The organism is Burkholderia sp. PU8-34 (assembly GCF_053427725.1).
Genome location: NZ_JBSAXC010000004.1, coordinates 15,299 through 31,148, shown reverse-complemented (window position 1 = coordinate 31,148; position 15,850 = coordinate 15,299). Strand labels below are relative to the sequence as shown.

The window sequence follows — 15,850 nt, the reverse complement described above, 5'->3', positions numbered from 1 at the left end:
TTACCGCGCCGAGCGCTACAGCATGCCGGCCCGCGTCATCTCCTCCCTGAGAAGGTGGTACAGCCTGAGCAGACGGCCGTTCGCGCCTCCGAGTCCCCCTTTGTCCTGGGTACAGCGTTCGGTGACGTCGTACCAGTCCCGGATCTTCTGGAGCAACTTCCGCAGCGTCACGATCTCCAGAATCAGGCGCTCCACATCAGGCTCGCCGCGGTACTTTCGCCGGATCGCGTGCAGCTCGTCATCGGTCGGCACGTCGAAGTCCGGCATCTTCGGCACGCGCTCGACGGGCGGCGATCGAAGCGGCACCAAGTTGCGGTCGACCTTCGTTTCCTCGAGCGCACGCGGGTTCGAGATCAACGACCTCACGGTCGTGCCCTGGAATGTCGGCGATTTCGCGAAAACCGGCGTCAAGCTGCTGAACGCGTTCGACTAGCCGCAGTACTTCACCGCGTGCAGTACCCTGCCGGCCGACGCCGTGTCGCACGGATGAATCATGCCGCTCGCCTGAATCGCAGGCGTCATGCCGCGTGCCGTTCCCTCGTTGTTCCCGCCCAAACGGCCGCTCATCGGTCATCGCGGTGCCGCCCATCCGCTTCGTCGGCGGTTCATTTCCGAAACGAGCCGCACGGCATTCCGCTTCATTTCTGAAACATTCCGTCCGTCCGGCCCTGATCGATTCCCGACGATCGGCAGCAGACGCCCACCCCGCCTGGGATTCCGCCCGCTGGCGCACTCCTTGCAGATCCTGTGGTACCGCCGGCGCAAACGCCGATGAAGCGATGTCGATGCGCACGACGGGAGTCGGGGAAATAACGCAAACGGGGATCGGATCGAGCGGCGCCGTGCCGTGCGATCCGCATCGGATCCGGTGTCGGCCGTAGCGGCATCGGTGTTCGACGACGGTCGCGATTCGATATTGAGAAGAAGAGAGAAGAGATGTTGTGCCGGTGAAACGCCGCGTGCGTTGTGATGACCGGTACGCGTCCGGGGGGACGCTCGTGAAAAAGACAGTGAACAAATGGGCAGCGTTGGGGGTGATGTTCGTCGCGAGTGCGCACGCGCAGGAGATTTTCCTGCAAGGCGGCACGCAGGGCGCTGGCATTGGGGCAGCAGTGAGCTTCAATTCGGTGCTCGGCGCGCATGCCGATTTCAATGCGATCGACTTGTCGCACGATTTCAACGTTGGTGGCAATCGCTTTCAGGACGACCTGAAGCTTCGGCAGGGGGGGCTTTACGCCGATGTCTTTCCATGGCGCGGCCATGGATTCCGCATCACGGCCGGGTTGCGGTTCAACGACGACTCGATCCGCGGCGTGTCGGTGCCGACCAACGGCACCTACGCGTTCGGCGGCCACACCTTTCCGGCCATGCCCGGCATGTATGCGACCGCGGAAGCGCGTTATCCGACTGTGATGCCATACTTCGGCATCGGCTACGGGCATCGGCCGGAGTCGAAGGGGTTCGGCTTCATCGCGGATCTCGGCGTCGCGTACGGTATCCCAAAGTGCTCGTTCACGCTGTCGCCGGAACTGGCGGCGATGGCCGGGCCCGTGAAAAGCCAGATCCTGACCGCGAGCGGCCTCGACGAACTGAGGCGCACGATGTCGCGCTACCGATGGTATCCGGTCCTGCAGATCGGGATTTCCTATCGGTTCTGACCGCGGGTTCCGACCGCGGAAGCAAGGCCGGTGCGGTCGGAACCCGCCGAGTGCTGGCGCCGCGCGTTCCCGATCCGGGACCGGGCGCGGACTCGCGCGAGCGTGGCGAAATGCACGGGCTCGTCAAAGTCACACTGCACAACGACGGTGTATGCCGCGACCCGGACGCGTGGCGGCGGGGGCGCTTCGCGCCCGCATGATCCTGATCGCCCGACGCTGGCACATCCGCGCCGGTCGATCTTCCGGCGCGGCATCCCGCCGCGCGTGATGCCGCCAGACGGACCGGACCACCGGTCCGTCGGCCGCCATCCGTTTCCGTCCGCCTCTCGTCCCAACAGACGATGTGACACCCCGGCCGACCGGCCAGAATCCTTACACGAACAACGGATTCTGAACCAGGAGGAGGCCGACATGATCGATGTCCGTGCGCTCGGCTATGTCGTCGTGGAGGCGACGCATGTCGATGCGTGGCGCCGCTACGCGGAAGACGTGCTGGGCATGCAGGCGCTCGACGCGCCTGACGGCGCGCTGTACCTGAAGATGGACGAGCGCGATTTCCGCTATCTGGTCGTCCCCGGCAGCGCGGACCGCTATCACGCGTCGGGCTGGGAGCTGCCCGACGCCGCCGCGTTCGACGCGGCGTTGGCCGCGCTGCAGCGCGCGGGCGTCGAGCCGATCCGCGCGACGGCCGCCGAAGCCGCGCTGCGCCGCGTGCAGGCGATGGCGTGGTGCGCGGACCCGTCCGGCAACCGCCACGAGCTGTACTGGGGCGCGCGCTGCGACTTCCGCCGCTTCGTGTCGCCGCTCGGCGTGCCGCGCTTCGTCACCGGCGGCATGGGCCTCGGCCATGCGGTGCTGCCCGCACCGCAGTTCGACGCGACCGACGCGTTCGTGCGCAGCGTGCTCGGCTTCGAGCTGTCCGACATCTACCGCGTGAAGTTCACGCCCGATCCGGCCGAGCCCGAGAAGCGCATCCACTTCATGCATTGCCGCAACGCACGCCACCACAGCCTCGCGCTGTTCGAGATGGCCGTGCCGTCCGGCTGCGTGCACGTGATGGCCGAAGTCGATTCGATGGACGAGGTCGGCCGCGCGCTCGACCGCGTCGCGGCGCACGACGTGAAGCTGTCCGCGACGCTCGGCCGCCACTGCAACGACCAGATGATCTCGTTCTACATGAAGACCCCCGGCGGCTTCGACCTCGAATACGGCTTCGGCGGCCTCACCGTCGACTGGTCGCAGCACGCGGTGTTCGAGGCCACCCAGGTGAGCCAGTGGGGCCACGACTTCAGCATCGGATACCGGTAAGCCAGCACGATGACGATGAAACCTCTCGACAAGACGATGTCCGCGCGCGACGTGGTCGCGCAACTCGCCGACGGCATGACGATCGGCATCGGCGGATGGGGGCCGCGGCGCAAGCCGATGGCGCTGGTGCGCGAGATCGCGCGCTCGAACCTGAAGGACCTGACGGTTGTCGCGTACGGCGGCGCCGACGTCGGCCTGCTGTGCGCGGCGGCCAAGGTGCGCAAGGTCGTGTTCGGCTTTGTGTCGCTCGACGTGATTCCGCTCGAGCCGCATTTCCGCCGCGCCCGCGAACAGGGCCGCATCGACGTGCTCGAACTCGATGAAGGGATGCTGCAGCTCGGCCTGCGCGCGGCCGCCGCGCGCCTGCCGTTCCTGCCGACCCGCGCCGGGCTCGGCACCGCGCTGCTCGACCACGCGCCGGAACTGCGCACGGTGCGCTCGCCATACGACGACGGCGAGACGCTGCTCGCGATGCCGGCGATCGAGCTCGACGTCGCGCTGCTGCACGTGAACGCGGCGGACCGGATGGGCAACACGCGCATCGACGGCCCCGATCCGTTCTTCGACGCGTGGATGGCGCGTGCCGCGCAGCGCTGCTACGTGTCGGCGGAAACGGTCGAAGCGGTCGACGCATCGCTCGCGAGCGAAGACCTCGACGCGGCGCGCCGCAGCCCGTTCGAGCGCTCGCTCGTCACGGGCGTCGTGCACGCGCCGGGCGGTGCCCACCCGACGTCGTGCGGGCCGGCCTACGGCTGGGACCTGCCGCACCTGCGCGCGTACTGCGCGAGCGCGGAGGACGACGCGCAAGCCGCCGCCTACCTGCGCGACGTGGTCGGCCAGGACGAACGCCAGTACCTCGAAGGCGTCGGCGGCCTGTCGCATGTGACGGCGCTGCCGTTGCCGATTCTGTAAAGGAGCGCCTGTGAGCGAATCTCTCGACCATTCCCTCGCGGAACTGATGATCGTCGCCGCCGCACGGCTCTGGCGCGACGACGGCGAAGTGCTGGCGACCGGCATCGGCACCGGCCCGCGTCTCGCGGCCGGCCTCGCGCGGCTCGCGTACAACAACGGCCTGATGCTGACCGACGGCGAAGCGTATCTCGTCGAGGAGCCGGTGCCGCTCGGGCCGCGTCCGGACGGCTACCGGGTAAAGGCAAGCGGCTGGATGACCTACGAGCGCGTGTTCGACTGCCTGTGGCACGGCCGCCGCCACGCGCTCGTGATGCCGACGCAGATCGACCGCTTCGGCCAGGCGAACATCTCGTGGCTCGGCGACGACTACGCGCGCCCGAAGACGCAGCTGCTCGGCGCACGCGGCTTTCCCGGCAACACGACGAACCACGCGAACTCGTTCTTCGTCAGCGGTCACGGCAAACGCACGTTCGTCGCGGGCGAAGTCGACATGGTGTGCACGGTCGGCTACAACCCCGCGCGCCGGCTGCCCGGGATGAAGACGTTCGTCGACCTGCGCAGCATCGTCACCGACCTGTGCGTGATGGATTTCGGCGGCCCCGACCACGCGATCCGCGTGCGCTCGCTGCATCCGGGCGTGAGCTTCGACGAGGTGCAGGACGCGACCGGCTTCCCGCTCGTCGCGCATCCGGAACTCGGCACGACGCCCGCGCCGAATGCGGACGAGCTGCGTATCGTCCGCGCGCTCGACCCGCACAACCTGCGCGCGGCGATCGTGCGCAACAATCCGGCGCCGCGCCGGGGATGAGGTCCGAAATGGAATCGACCCAGATTGCGTTCGGCGACGGCGTCGTCGGCTATGCGGTCGAGGACGGCATCGCGACGATCACGATGAACCGTCCCGAGTATCACAACGCGCAGAACTCGAAGATGACGTATGCGCTCGACGCGGCGTTCCGGCGTGCGTCGCACGACGACGCGGTCAAGGCGATCGTGCTCGCGGGGGCGGGCAAGCATTTCTCGGCGGGTCACGACATTGGCACGCCGGGCCGCGACATCCACGAATCGTTCGACCGTGCGTCGCTGTGGTACGACCACGTCGGCAAGGACGGCGGCGAATTCCTGTATGCGCGTGAGCAGGAGGTGTACCTCGGCATGTGCCGCCGCTGGCGCGACCTGCCGAAGCCGACGATCGCGATGGTGCAGGGCGCGTGCATCGCGGGCGGGCTGATGCTCGCATGGGTGTGCGACCTGATCGTCGCGTCGGAGGACGCGTTCTTCGCGGATCCGGTCGTGCGGATGGGGATTCCGGGCGTCGAGTATTTCGCGCATGCGTACGAGCTGAACCCGCGCATCGCGAAGGAATTCCTGTTCCTCGGCGAGCGGATGCCGGCCGAGCGCGCTTACCAGATGGGCATGGTCAACCGCGTGGTGCCGCGCGAGCGCCTGCGCGACGCGACCTATGCGATCGCCGCGAAGATCGCGACGATGCCGCGCCTCGGCCTCGCGCTGACGAAGCAGGCGCTGAATCACGTCGAGGAGCTGCAGGGCAAGCGCGCGGCGATGGACGCGGCGTTCGCGTGGCATCACTTCGCGCATGCGCACAACGAGCTTGTCAGCGGCGACCGCCTCGGCGGCTACGACGCGCGCAAGATGGCCAGCTCGCAGCGTGCGCCGTCGGCTGCGCCGGAGCCGGGCGCGGCCAATCGCGCCGCCGATTCTGCCAGCGTCGACGGCGCTGCCGCGACGCGCGCGTCGATGCCCGAGGCGCCCGAGCAAGCCGCCGTGAATGGAGCCGCCGCATGAGCACGACGCTTCATGGCCCGCTTCATAGCGAGCTTCACAGCTCCCTTCATACGCCGCTCTGCGACCTGCTCGGCTGCCGCTACCCGGTCGTGCAGACCGCAATGGGCTGGGTGGCCGACGCGCGGCTCGTCGCGGCCACCTGCAACGCGGGCGGGTTCGGCTTCCTGGCCGGCGCGACGCTCGAACCCGAGCAGGTCGAAGCGGAGATCCTGAAGGTGAAGTCGCTGACGGACCGGCCGTTCGGGATCAATTTCCACATGTTCCAGAAGAACGCCGCACAGGTCGTCGAGCTGGCGATCAAGCACCGGCTGCGCGCGGTCAGCTACGGCCGCGGCCCCGACGCGAAGACGATCCGCCGCTTCAAGGACGCCGGCATCGTCTGCATGCCGACCGTCGGCGCGCCGAAGCATGCGGCGAAGGCGGTCGAGCTCGGCGCGGACATCGTGACGGTGCAGGGCGCGGAAGGCGGCGGCCACACGGGCTCGGTGCCGACCACGCTGCTGCTGCCGAAGGTGCTCGACGCGGTGCAGGTGCCGGTGGTCGCGGCCGGCGGCTTCTTCGACGGGCGCGGGCTGGCCGCCGCGCTCGCGTACGGCGCGGCCGGCATCGCGATGGGCACGCGCTTCCTGATGAGCGCCGAATCGCCGGTGCCGCGCGCGACGCTCGACCAGTACGTCGCGGTGGGCGACCCGGCGCGCATCCGCGTGTCGGACGCGCTCGACGGGCTGCCGCAACGCATGATCGACAACCCGTATCTGCTGAAGCTCGAACGTTTCGGCCCGCTGCGCCGCACGCTGTTCGCGCTGAAGACGGCGGAAGCGTGGCGGCGCCAGAACGGGCTGCGCGCGGGCCAGATGCTCGGCCTGGCGTTCAAGGCACTGCGCGAGCACGACTACACGGCAAGCCAGACGCTGATGGCCGCGAACGCGCCGTTCCTGATCCAGCGCGCGATCGTCGAGGGCAAGCCCGACGAGGGCGTGCTGCCGAGCGGGCAGGCGGCCGCGATGATCGGCGCGATCGAATCGTGCGACGCGCTGATCGCACGGATCGTCAGCGAGGCCGAGGCACGACTCGACGCGCTGGCCGCGCTGCGCGGCGCGGTCGCGACGCAGGCCGCGTGACAGACATCACAGGGAGGCAGAGGAGATGACAGCATCCAACCAACCGGCCGGCGCGATGCCGTTCCGGATCGACCGCGCCGACAGCATCGCCGAACTGGTGATCGCCCATCCGCCGGTCAATGCACTCGATGCGCAGGGCTGGCATGCGCTCGCGCAGGCGCTCGACGCGCTCGGCGAGGACGACGACGTGCGCGTGATTGTCGTGCGCGGCGAGGGCCGCGGATTCTGCGCGGGCGTCGACATCAAGGAACTGGCCGCGCATCCGGAACGGATCGTGTCGGTCAACGCGGGCAACTACGAGACGTTCCGCGCGGTGCACCGCAATCCGAAACCGGTGATCGCGGCCGTGCACGGCTTCGTGCTCGGCGGCGGGATCGGCATCTGCGGCGCGGCGGACATCGTCGTCGCCGCCGACTGCGCGCGTTTCGGCGTGCCGGAGATCGATCGCGGCGCGATGGGCGGCGGCGCACACCTGCAGCGGCTGTTCGGCGTGCAGAAGGTACGCGCGATGTACTTCACCGGCGAGATGATCGACGCGGCCGAAGCGTACCGGCTCGGCGCGGTCGAGCAGGTCGTCGCACGCGATGCGCTGCGCGACGCGGCGCTCGCGATCGCCCGCAAGATCGCCGAAAAGAGCCCGGCGATGCTGCGGCTCGCGAAGGAGGCGCTGAACGGCGTCGAGGACGGCGATCTCGAGGACAAGTACCGCTGGGAGCAGGGCTTCACGCTGCAGGCGTACATGACGAACGATTCGACGGAAGCGCGGGCCGCGTTCGTCGAGAAGCGCGACGCGCGCTTTGACGCACACGGCGCGCACGGCGCGCACGGCGCACCGGCCGCCGCCGAGGAGGCACGCGCATGAAACTGACCTATACGCCGCAACAGCAGGCGTTCCGCGCGGAGATCCGCGACTGGCTCGCCGCGCACGTGCCGCGCGAGCGGCTGCCGAGCTTCGACACCGAAGCCGGCTTCGCCGCGCACCGCGAATGGGAGCGCACGTTGCACTCGGGCCGCTGGAGCATGGTGACGTGGCCGCGCGAGCTGGGCGGGCGCGGCTGCGATCTGATCGAGTGGCTGATCTTCGAAGAGGAATACTGGCGCGCCGACGCGCCGATGCGCGTGAACCAGAACGGCATCTTCCTGCTCGGCCCGACGCTGATGGATTTTGGCACGCCGGAGCAAAAGGCACGTTTCCTGCCCGCGATGGCAGCCGGCGAGCACGTGTGGGCGCAGGGCTGGTCGGAGCCGAACGCGGGGTCGGACATGGCCGCGATCCGCACCACGGCGACCCGCGTCGGCGACGAATACGTGCTGAATGGCCAGAAGATCTGGTCGACCCGCGCGGTGTGGGCCGACTGGCTGTTCGGGCTGTTCCGCAGCGATCCCGAATCGTCGCGCCACCACGGGATGACGTTCCTGATGGTGCCGCTGTCCGCGCCGGGCATCACCGTGCGGCCGATCCGCCAGTTGAACGGGCAGACCGGCTTCGCGGAGATCTTCTTCGACGATGTGCGCGTGCCGGTCGAGAACCGGCTCGCGGCGGAAGGCGCGGGCTGGCAGGTCGCGATGGCGACGGCCGGCTTCGAGCGCGGGCTCATGCTGCGCTCGCCTGCGCGTTTCCAGCGCACCGCGCAGGCGCTGCGCGACCTGTATCTCGCGAACCGCGACACGGCCGACCGCGATCCGACGCTGCGCGAGCGCGTGGTGGCCGCGTGGATGGACGCGCAGGCGTACGCGCTGTCGACCTACGCGACCGCGAGCCGGCTGCAGAAGGGCGGCCATATCGGCGCGGAATCGAGCACCAACAAGGTGTTCTGGTCCGAACTGGACCTGCGCATGCACCAGACCGCGCTCGACATCCTCGGCGCGCACGGCGAAATCGTCCCGCAGACGGCCGCGCAGCACGCGACGCTCGGCCACTGGCTCGACGGCTTCCTGTTCGCGCAGGCCGGCCCGATCTACGCGGGCACCAACGAGATCCAGCGCAACATCGTCGCCGAACGGATGCTCGGCATGCCGCGCGCGTGACCGCGCGGCGACTCCCTCACTGAACGGACATCGTATGGATTTCGTATTCGATGAAGACCAGGAAGCGCTCGCGGACAGCGTGAAGCGCCTGCTGATGACCGAGATGACGCCGGAGCTGATCCGCGAGCTGTGGGCGACGCCGACCGGCCGCTCCGACGCGCTGTGGTCGCTGTTCGCGTCGCAGGGGCTGACCGCCGTGTCGGTGCCGGAAGCGCATGGCGGCCTCGGCCTGGGCGAGGTCGAATGGGCGCTGCTCGCCCAGACCTACGGTTATTTCGGCAGCCCGGAACCGCTGCTGGACACCGCGCTCGTCGCGGCCGGCGTGCTCGAACGGCTGCCTGAAAGCGGCTGGCGCGACGCGCTGCTGCGCGACATCGCGGAAGGGCGTGCGCGCGTCGCGCTCGTGCATTCGGTGAACCCTTACGCGGCCGACGTGCACGTCGCGCAAGCCTTGTTGTGCGAGCACCGCGGCGAGCTGCACCGCGTCGATCCCGCGCAGTGCGCGTGGCGCGCGGTCGACAGCGTCGACCCGTCGCGGCGCCTGTTCACGCTCGACTGGGAGCCGTCGCCGGCCACGCGTATCGCCGGTGCCGCCGAAGCCGCGCCGCTGCTGGCCCGCGCGCTCGACCACGGCGCGTTCGCGGTGGCCGCGCAACTGCTCGGCCTCACGCAGCGCGTGCTTGACGTCGCGATCGACTACAGCGCGCAGCGCAAGCAGTTCGGCAAGGCGATCGGCTCGTACCAGGCGCTGAAACACCTGCTCGCCGACGTCGCGATCCGCTACGAGTTCGCGCGGCCGGTGGTCGCGCGCGCCGCGCAGGCGATCGCCGACGATCACCCGCAGCGTGCCGTGTTCGTGTCGCACGCGAAGCTCGCGGCGACGGCCGCCGCGCAGCTCGCCGCGCGCCACACGATGCAGGTGCACGGTGCGATCGGCTACACGTGGGAACTCGACCTGCAGATCTTCATGAAACGCATCTGGGCGCTCGCCGGCAGCTGGGGCGACAGCGCTTTCCACAAGGCCCGCGTGGCCGACGCGATCCTCGGCGACGCATTGCCGATCGGCCCCGCGCAGACCTTCGACCTCAAAGAGGAATGCTGATGAAACAAGCCTATATCGTCGACGCGCTGCGCACGCCGACCGGCCGCCGCAAGGGCGGGCTCGCGCACGTGCATGCAGCCGACCTCGGTGGTTTCGTGCTGAAGACGCTCGTCGAACGCAACGCGATTCCCGCCGACGACTACGACGACGTGGTGTTCGGCTGCGTCGACACGATCGGCCCGCTCGCGGGCAATATCGCGCGCACCTGCTGGCTCGCGGCCGGGTTGCCGCTGCAGGTGCCGGGCGTGACGGTCGACCGCCAGTGCGGCTCGTCGCAGCAGGCCGTGCATTTCGCCGCGCAGGCGGTGATGAGCGGCGTGCAGGATGTCGTGGTCGCGGGCGGCGTGCAGACCATGACGCAGATCCCGATCTCGTCCGCAATGACCTGCGCGGCGCCGCTCGGCTTCAACGATCCGTTCTCGGGCAGCACGGGCTGGCGCGCACGCTTCGGCGACGCGCCTGTGTCGCAGTTCGTCGCCGCGCAGCGGATCGCCGATCACTGGAACCTGTCGCGCGACACGATGGAGCGCTACGCGCTCGAAAGCCACCGCCGCGCGATTGCGGCGATCGAGGCCGGCCATTTCAGGCGTGAGATCGTGCCGCTCGAAGGCGTGCTGCACGACGAGACGCCTCGCCCTGACACGTCGCTGGAAAAGATGGCGACGCTCGAACCGCTCGCGCCGGGCGGTTCGCTGACGGCCGCCGTCGCGAGCCAGACCTGCGATGCGGCCGCGGCGTTGCTGATCGTGTCCGAGGACGCGCTGAAGCGCTACGGGCTCACGCCGCGCGCCCGCATCCATCACATGAGCGTGCTCGGCGACGATCCGCTGTGGATGCTGACCGCGCCGATCCCGGCGACGAAGGCCGCGCTCGCGAAGAGCGGGCTCGACGGGTCGCAGATCGACGTCGTCGAAATGAACGAGGCGTTCGCGTCGGTCGCGCTTGCGTGGCTCGCCGACACGCGCATCCCGCACGAAAAGACCAATCCGAACGGCGGCGGGATCGCGCTCGGCCATCCGCTCGGCGCGACCGGCGCGCGGCTGATGACGACGCTGCTGCATGAGCTGGAGCGCACCGGCGGCCGTTACGGGCTGCAGACGATGTGCGAAGGCGGCGGCCTCGCGAACGTCACGATCATCGAGCGCCTGTGAGCGCGTCACTTTCCACGATCCACGAGGCACAGCATGGGAATCTGTAACGGACGCACCGTCATCATCACCGGCGCGGGCGGCGGGCTCGGGCGCGAGTACGCGCGCGCATTCGCGGCCGAAGGCGCGTCGGTCGTCGTCAACGATATCCGGCACGACGCCGCGCAGGCCGTCTGCGACGAGATCGCGCGCGACGGCGGCCGCGCGCTCGCGAATTCGGACGACATTACGCGCGTCGATACCGCGCAGCGGATCGTCGATGCCGCGCGCGACGCGTTCGGCGACGTGCACGTGCTCGTCAACAATGCGGGCATCTGCCGCGACAAGATGTTCACCAGCATGACCGAGCAGGACTGGGACGACGTGATGCGCGTGCACCTGCGCGGCCACTTCTGCCTGTCGAACCTGTTCGCGCGCGCCTGGCGCGACGCCGCGAAAGCCGGCGGCCCGGTCGACGCGCGGATCATCAACACGAGTTCGGGCGCCGGTCTGCAAGGCTCGATCGGCCAGTCGAACTACGGCGCTGCAAAGGCCGGCATCGCCGCGCTGACGCTGATGCAGGCGGCCGAACTGCACCGCTACGGCGTGCGCGTGAACGCGCTCGCGCCGGCCGCGCGCACGTCGATGACCGAGGACGTGTTTGCCGACATGATGAAGAAGCCCGACGCGGGCGCGTTCGACTTCTACGATCCGGCCAACGTCGCGCCGCTCGTCGTGTGGCTCGGCAGCGCGCTGTCGGCCGATGTGACGGGCCAGGTGTTCGAGGTCGCGGGCGGCGTGATCGCGGTCGCGGAAGGGTGGCGCACCGGCCCGCGCGTCGATCGCGGCGCGCGCTGGGCGCCGGACGAGGTCGGCCCGGCCGTCGCGCAATTGCTCGCCGACGCGCGCCCCGCGCAGCCCGTCTACGGGAGCTGAACCATGGAACTCACGCTCACCGACGAACAGGTAATGATCCGCGATGCGGCGGCCGACGTGCTCGCCGAACGCAGCGCGTCCGCGGACGTGCGCCGTGCGATCGAGCAGTCGGCCGGCCGCGACGACGCGCTGTGGGCGGCGCTCGCCGGCGAGCTGGGCTGGAACGCGCTCGCGCTGCCGGAGGCGGCGGGCGGCATGGGGCTCGGCGCGCTCGAGCAGGTGCTGCTGATGGAGCAGCTCGGCCGGCGCGTCGCGTGCGTGCCGTACTTTTCGACAGCATGCCTCGCGGCGACCGCGCTGGCTGGCTGCGACACGCCGGTGGCGACCGGCTGGCTCGCGAAGATCGCCGAAGGCGCGTGCAGCGCGACGCTGGCGTTGCCGTTCGATTGGCTGTTCGGCAGGACATTCGGCGAACCTGCCGGCAAGCCATCGGGCTGGACCACGGGCGGAACAATGGCCGAGTCGTTCGATGAGCGGCCCCGCGCGCGTTCGCCCGGAGCGTTCGGCGAATCGTCCGGCGGGCGTCCGTTTCCGTTTGTCGCGGAAGAAACCGCGGCCGGCTTCGCATTGTCCGGCGTCTGCGGGCAGGTGCTCGACGGCATGCGCGCGGCGCTGCTGCTGATACCGGCGCGGATCGCGAACGAGGGGCAGTCGGTCGGCCTGTTTGCGATCGACATGACCGATTCATCCGGCATCACGCGCACGCCGCTCGACACGCTCGACGCGACGCGGCCGCTTGCGCGGGTCGCGCTCGACGACGTGCGCGTGAGCCGCGACGCGCTGATCGCCTGCCGCGACGCCGCGCCGATCCTCGAACGCACCGCATGGTTCGCCGCGCTCGCGCTGGCCGCCGAACAGCTCGGCGGCGCACAGCAGTGCCTCGACCTGACGCTCGACTACACGGGCCAGCGCGTGCAGTTCGGCCGCGCGATCGCGTCGTTCCAGGCGGTCAAGCACCGCTGCGCGCAGATGATGGTGCTGATCGAGTCCGCACGCTCGGTGGTGCTCGGCGCCGCCCACGCATGGGACGCGCAAGCCGGCGCGACGCCCGGTGCCGCGTTGCGCGCGGACATCGCCGCGGCAAAGGCGGCCGCGAACGACGCATACGCGTTCTGCGCGCAGGAAGCGATCCAGCTGCACGGCGGCGTCGGCTTCACGTGGGAATACGACCCGCATCTCTACTTCAAGCGCGCGCAGGCATCCGCCGCGCAGTTCGGCACGACGCCGCAACTGCTCGAATGGATCGCGCGTCATGCAATCGACGGCGGCGTATCGAATCGCGACGAGGCCGAAGCGGCCGCATCGCCGACCCCGGCGGCAACGCGTCCGTCCGCCGCCCGTGCAGGAGCCCTGCAATGAACAGCGAAACCCGCGAACAGCAATTGCGGCACGAAGTCGCGGACTGGGTGCAATCGCACCTGACCGGCGAATTCGCGTGCCTGAAACACCGGGGCGGCCCCGGCGACGAGGAAGCGTGGCCCGAGCTGCGCAAGGCGTGGGAGCAGGCACTCGCGAACGGCGGCTGGACGGGCCTCGGCTGGCCGGTCGAGGCTGGCGGCCGCGGTTTCTCGGTCGCCGGGCAGGTGATCTTCCACGAGGAATACGCGCGTGCCGGCGGGCCGGGGCGGATGGGCCACATCGGCGAGGGGCTGCTCGGGCCGACGCTGGTCGCGTGCGGCACCGACGACCAGCGCGCGCGCTTTTTGCCCGGCATCCTGGCCGGCACGCAGTTCTGGTGCCAGGGCTATTCCGAACCGGGCGCGGGCTCGGATCTCGCCAACGTGCGCACGCGCGCCGAGCAGCACGCGGACGGCGCGTGGCGCGTGCACGGCCAGAAGGTCTGGACGTCGCTCGCGCACGATTCCGACTGGATCTTCGTGCTCGCGCGCACCGATCCGGCATCGCGCGGCAACAAGGGGCTGTCGTTCCTGCTGATGCCGCTCGACCAGCCCGGCATCGAGATCCGGCCGATCAAACAGCTCAACGGCGGCGCCGAATTCAACGAAGTGTTCTTCGACGGCGCGCGCGCGGAAGCCCGCGACCTGGTCGGCGCACCGGGCGACGGCTGGCGGATCGCGATGACGCTGCTCGGCTTCGAGCGCGGGATGTCGACGCTCGGCCAGCAGATGCAGTTCGTCCGCGAGCTCGAATGGGTGATCGACGTCGCGCGCGACACGGGCGCGGACCGCGACCCCGTGCTGCGGCAGCGCATCGGCCGCGCATGGGCCGGCCTGCGCGTGATGCGCTACAACGCGCTGCGGATGCTGTCGGGTGCGGACAGCGCCGACAGTGCGAACGGCGGGGCCGGCGCGCCGCTGCGGCGCGAGGCGCTGATCTACAAGTACTACTGGTCGAACTGGCACCGCGATCTCGGCCAGCTCGCGATGGACGTGCTCGGCCCGCGCGCGAACGTGCTCGATCCGTCCGACGAGAAGCTCACCCACCTGCAGCGCGTGTTCCTGTTCTCCCGCGCGGACACGATCTACGCCGGCACCAACGAAATCCAGCTCAACATCATGGCCGAGCGCGGGCTCGGCATGCCAAAAGAAACCCGAGGTAACGCATGACCGAACCCCAGATCCGTCCAGCCCCCGCCTACGTGCCGGGCCACCAGTTGCTCGCCGGCAAATCGGTGCTGATCACGGCCGCGGCCGGCGCCGGCATCGGCTTCGCGGCCGCGCGCCGCTGCGCGGAAGAAGGCTGCCGCGCGCTGTTCATCTCCGACATCCACGAGAAGCGCCTCGAGCAGGCAGTCGACACGCTGCGCGCGGAAACGGGGCTGCAGCAGATTTACGGCCGGCTCTGCAACGTCGCGGCCGAGGACGACGTGCAGGCGCTCGTCGCCGACGCGCAGCAGCGGCTCGACGGCGTCGACGTGCTGATCAACAACGCCGGGCTCGGCGGCTCGAAGCGCATCGTCGATATGGACGATGCCGAATGGTCGCGGGTGATCGACATTAGCCTCACCGGGACGTTCCGGATGACGCGCGCGATGCTGCCGCACATGCAGGCCCGCGGCCGCGGCGCGATCGTCAACAACGCATCGGTGCTCGGCTGGCGCGCGCAGGCGGAACAGGCGCACTACGCGGCCGCGAAGGCGGGCGTGATGGCGCTCACGCGCTGCGCGGCGCTCGAAGCCGCGCCGTACGGCGTGCGCATCAACGCCGTCGCGCCGAGCATCGCGATGCACGATTTTCTGAAGAAGTCGGCTCCGGCCGACTTGCTGAACCAACTGGCGTCGCGCGAAGCGTTCGGGCGCGCCGCCGAAGTCTGGGAGGTCGCCAACGTGATGGTCTTTCTCGCAAGCGATTACGCGTCGTACATGACGGGCGAAGTCCTGTCGGTCAGCAGCCAGCACGCATGATGGGCACCGTACTCGAACCCGTGCGCGCGACGCCCCGCGTGTTCGCGCATCCCGGCGAACTGGCCGCCGCCGTCGGCGAGACGCTCGGCGCGAGCGCGTGGCTCGCGATCGACCAGATCCGCATCGACGGCTTCGCGGACGCGACAGGCGACCACCAGTGGGTGCACGTCGACCCCGTGCGCGCGAAAGACGGCCCGTTCGGCGCCTGCATCGCGCACGGCTACCTGACGCTGTCGCTGGTCAATTATTTCCTGCCGCAGATCGTGCGCATCGACGGCGCGCGGCTCGGCGTCAACTACGGCTGCGACAGGATCCGCTTCCCGGCGCCGGTGAAGGTCGGCGCGCGCGTGCGCGGCGTCGGCGAGCTGCTGCGCGTCGAGCCGCTCGACGGCGGCGTGCAGGCGTGGATCCGCGTGACCGTCGAGATCGAAGGCGGCGACAAGCCCGGCTGCGTTGCCGACACGATCAGCCGCTATTACTTCTAGTTC

The 15,850-nt window shown here is 69.7% G+C and carries 16 protein-coding genes and 1 pseudogene; 16 read left to right on the top strand and 1 reads right to left on the bottom strand.

The window, feature by feature from the left end:
* Positions 1 to 15: 15 nt before the first annotated feature.
* Complete coding sequence (locus ACV22Z_RS11475) at positions 16 to 309, bottom strand: hypothetical protein (RefSeq protein ID WP_448076423.1); 294 nt, start codon at positions 307 to 309, stop codon at positions 16 to 18.
* A gap of 43 nt (positions 310 to 352) precedes the next feature.
* Between ACV22Z_RS11475 and ACV22Z_RS11470 the strand changes: the two are divergent.
* The 16 genes and pseudogenes from ACV22Z_RS11470 to ACV22Z_RS11395 all read left to right on the top strand — a co-directional run.
* Positions 353 to 433 (top strand): annotated as a pseudogene (locus tag ACV22Z_RS11470) (VapC toxin family PIN domain ribonuclease); the annotation flags it as partial.
* A 604-nt stretch (positions 434 to 1,037) separates the two neighbouring features.
* Positions 1,038 to 1,658 (top strand): hypothetical protein, encoded by a 621-nt coding sequence (locus tag ACV22Z_RS11465; protein WP_448076878.1) that lies wholly within the window; start codon positions 1,038 to 1,040, stop codon positions 1,656 to 1,658.
* 411 nt (positions 1,659 to 2,069) lie between these two features.
* On the top strand, positions 2,070 to 2,966 hold the full coding sequence (locus ACV22Z_RS11460; protein WP_448076422.1) for a VOC family protein: 897 nt from the start codon (positions 2,070 to 2,072) through the stop codon (positions 2,964 to 2,966).
* 9 nt (positions 2,967 to 2,975) lie between these two features.
* Positions 2,976 to 3,878, top strand: a complete 903-nt coding sequence (locus ACV22Z_RS11455) for a CoA transferase subunit A (protein WP_448076421.1) — start codon at positions 2,976 to 2,978, stop codon at positions 3,876 to 3,878.
* Between the two features lie 10 nt (positions 3,879 to 3,888).
* Positions 3,889 to 4,686 carry a CoA-transferase subunit beta gene (locus ACV22Z_RS11450; RefSeq protein ID WP_448076420.1) on the top strand — a complete coding sequence of 266 codons (798 nt, stop codon included), beginning with the start codon at positions 3,889 to 3,891 and terminating at the stop codon, positions 4,684 to 4,686.
* A gap of 8 nt (positions 4,687 to 4,694) precedes the next feature.
* Complete coding sequence (locus ACV22Z_RS11445) at positions 4,695 to 5,684, top strand: enoyl-CoA hydratase (RefSeq protein WP_448076419.1); 990 nt, start codon at positions 4,695 to 4,697, stop codon at positions 5,682 to 5,684.
* Complete coding sequence (locus tag ACV22Z_RS11440) at positions 5,681 to 6,805, top strand: NAD(P)H-dependent flavin oxidoreductase (protein WP_448076418.1); 1,125 nt, start codon at positions 5,681 to 5,683, stop codon at positions 6,803 to 6,805. The genes ACV22Z_RS11445 and ACV22Z_RS11440 overlap by 4 nt, the downstream gene beginning before the upstream one ends.
* 25 nt (positions 6,806 to 6,830) lie before the next feature.
* The gene (locus ACV22Z_RS11435; protein ID WP_448076417.1) at positions 6,831 to 7,667 is read left to right on the top strand and encodes an enoyl-CoA hydratase family protein; all 837 of its coding nucleotides are present in this window, start codon (positions 6,831 to 6,833) and stop codon (positions 7,665 to 7,667) included.
* Positions 7,664 to 8,833: an acyl-CoA dehydrogenase family protein gene (locus ACV22Z_RS11430; RefSeq protein ID WP_448076416.1), complete on the top strand. Its 1,170-nt coding sequence runs from the start codon at positions 7,664 to 7,666 to the stop codon at positions 8,831 to 8,833. Before ACV22Z_RS11435 ends, ACV22Z_RS11430 begins: the two co-directional genes overlap by 4 nt.
* A gap of 34 nt (positions 8,834 to 8,867) precedes the next feature.
* Entirely contained in the window at positions 8,868 to 9,935 is a 1,068-nt protein-coding gene (locus ACV22Z_RS11425) for an acyl-CoA dehydrogenase family protein (protein WP_448076415.1), read from the top strand.
* Positions 9,935 to 11,086, top strand: a complete 1,152-nt coding sequence (locus ACV22Z_RS11420; RefSeq protein ID WP_448076414.1) for an acetyl-CoA C-acetyltransferase — start codon at positions 9,935 to 9,937, stop codon at positions 11,084 to 11,086. Before ACV22Z_RS11425 ends, ACV22Z_RS11420 begins: the two co-directional genes overlap by 1 nt.
* A gap of 33 nt (positions 11,087 to 11,119) precedes the next feature.
* The gene (locus tag ACV22Z_RS11415; protein ID WP_448076413.1) at positions 11,120 to 11,998 is read left to right on the top strand and encodes an SDR family oxidoreductase; all 879 of its coding nucleotides are present in this window, start codon (positions 11,120 to 11,122) and stop codon (positions 11,996 to 11,998) included.
* 3 nt (positions 11,999 to 12,001) lie between these two features.
* Complete coding sequence (locus ACV22Z_RS11410) at positions 12,002 to 13,357, top strand: acyl-CoA dehydrogenase family protein (RefSeq protein ID WP_448076412.1); 1,356 nt, start codon at positions 12,002 to 12,004, stop codon at positions 13,355 to 13,357.
* The gene (locus ACV22Z_RS11405) at positions 13,354 to 14,565 is read left to right on the top strand and encodes an acyl-CoA dehydrogenase family protein (RefSeq protein ID WP_448076411.1); all 1,212 of its coding nucleotides are present in this window, start codon (positions 13,354 to 13,356) and stop codon (positions 14,563 to 14,565) included. The genes ACV22Z_RS11410 and ACV22Z_RS11405 overlap by 4 nt, the downstream gene beginning before the upstream one ends.
* Complete coding sequence (locus ACV22Z_RS11400; protein WP_448076410.1) at positions 14,562 to 15,362, top strand: SDR family oxidoreductase; 801 nt, start codon at positions 14,562 to 14,564, stop codon at positions 15,360 to 15,362. Before ACV22Z_RS11405 ends, ACV22Z_RS11400 begins: the two co-directional genes overlap by 4 nt.
* Positions 15,362 to 15,847, top strand: coding sequence for a MaoC family dehydratase (locus ACV22Z_RS11395; protein ID WP_448076877.1), 486 nt, complete (start codon positions 15,362 to 15,364; stop codon positions 15,845 to 15,847). Before ACV22Z_RS11400 ends, ACV22Z_RS11395 begins: the two co-directional genes overlap by 1 nt.
* The last annotated feature ends 3 nt before the right edge of the window (positions 15,848 to 15,850 follow it).

Coding starts and splice junctions, on each gene's coding strand:
- ACV22Z_RS11430 (WP_448076416.1), top strand. CDS start 7,664: ATGAAACTGACCTATACGCCGCAACAGCAGGCGTTCCGCGCGGAGATC.
- ACV22Z_RS11440 (WP_448076418.1), top strand. CDS start 5,681: ATGAGCACGACGCTTCATGGCCCGCTTCATAGCGAGCTTCACAGCTCC.
- ACV22Z_RS11460 (WP_448076422.1), top strand. CDS start 2,070: ATGATCGATGTCCGTGCGCTCGGCTATGTCGTCGTGGAGGCGACGCAT.
- ACV22Z_RS11400 (WP_448076410.1), top strand. CDS start 14,562: ATGACCGAACCCCAGATCCGTCCAGCCCCCGCCTACGTGCCGGGCCAC.
- ACV22Z_RS11455 (WP_448076421.1), top strand. CDS start 2,976: ATGACGATGAAACCTCTCGACAAGACGATGTCCGCGCGCGACGTGGTC.
- ACV22Z_RS11405 (WP_448076411.1), top strand. CDS start 13,354: ATGAACAGCGAAACCCGCGAACAGCAATTGCGGCACGAAGTCGCGGAC.
- ACV22Z_RS11435 (WP_448076417.1), top strand. CDS start 6,831: ATGACAGCATCCAACCAACCGGCCGGCGCGATGCCGTTCCGGATCGAC.
- ACV22Z_RS11395 (WP_448076877.1), top strand. CDS start 15,362: ATGGGCACCGTACTCGAACCCGTGCGCGCGACGCCCCGCGTGTTCGCG.
- ACV22Z_RS11410 (WP_448076412.1), top strand. CDS start 12,002: ATGGAACTCACGCTCACCGACGAACAGGTAATGATCCGCGATGCGGCG.
- ACV22Z_RS11425 (WP_448076415.1), top strand. CDS start 8,868: ATGGATTTCGTATTCGATGAAGACCAGGAAGCGCTCGCGGACAGCGTG.
- ACV22Z_RS11420 (WP_448076414.1), top strand. CDS start 9,935: ATGAAACAAGCCTATATCGTCGACGCGCTGCGCACGCCGACCGGCCGC.
- ACV22Z_RS11415 (WP_448076413.1), top strand. CDS start 11,120: ATGGGAATCTGTAACGGACGCACCGTCATCATCACCGGCGCGGGCGGC.
- ACV22Z_RS11445 (WP_448076419.1), top strand. CDS start 4,695: ATGGAATCGACCCAGATTGCGTTCGGCGACGGCGTCGTCGGCTATGCG.
- ACV22Z_RS11465 (WP_448076878.1), top strand. CDS start 1,038: ATGTTCGTCGCGAGTGCGCACGCGCAGGAGATTTTCCTGCAAGGCGGC.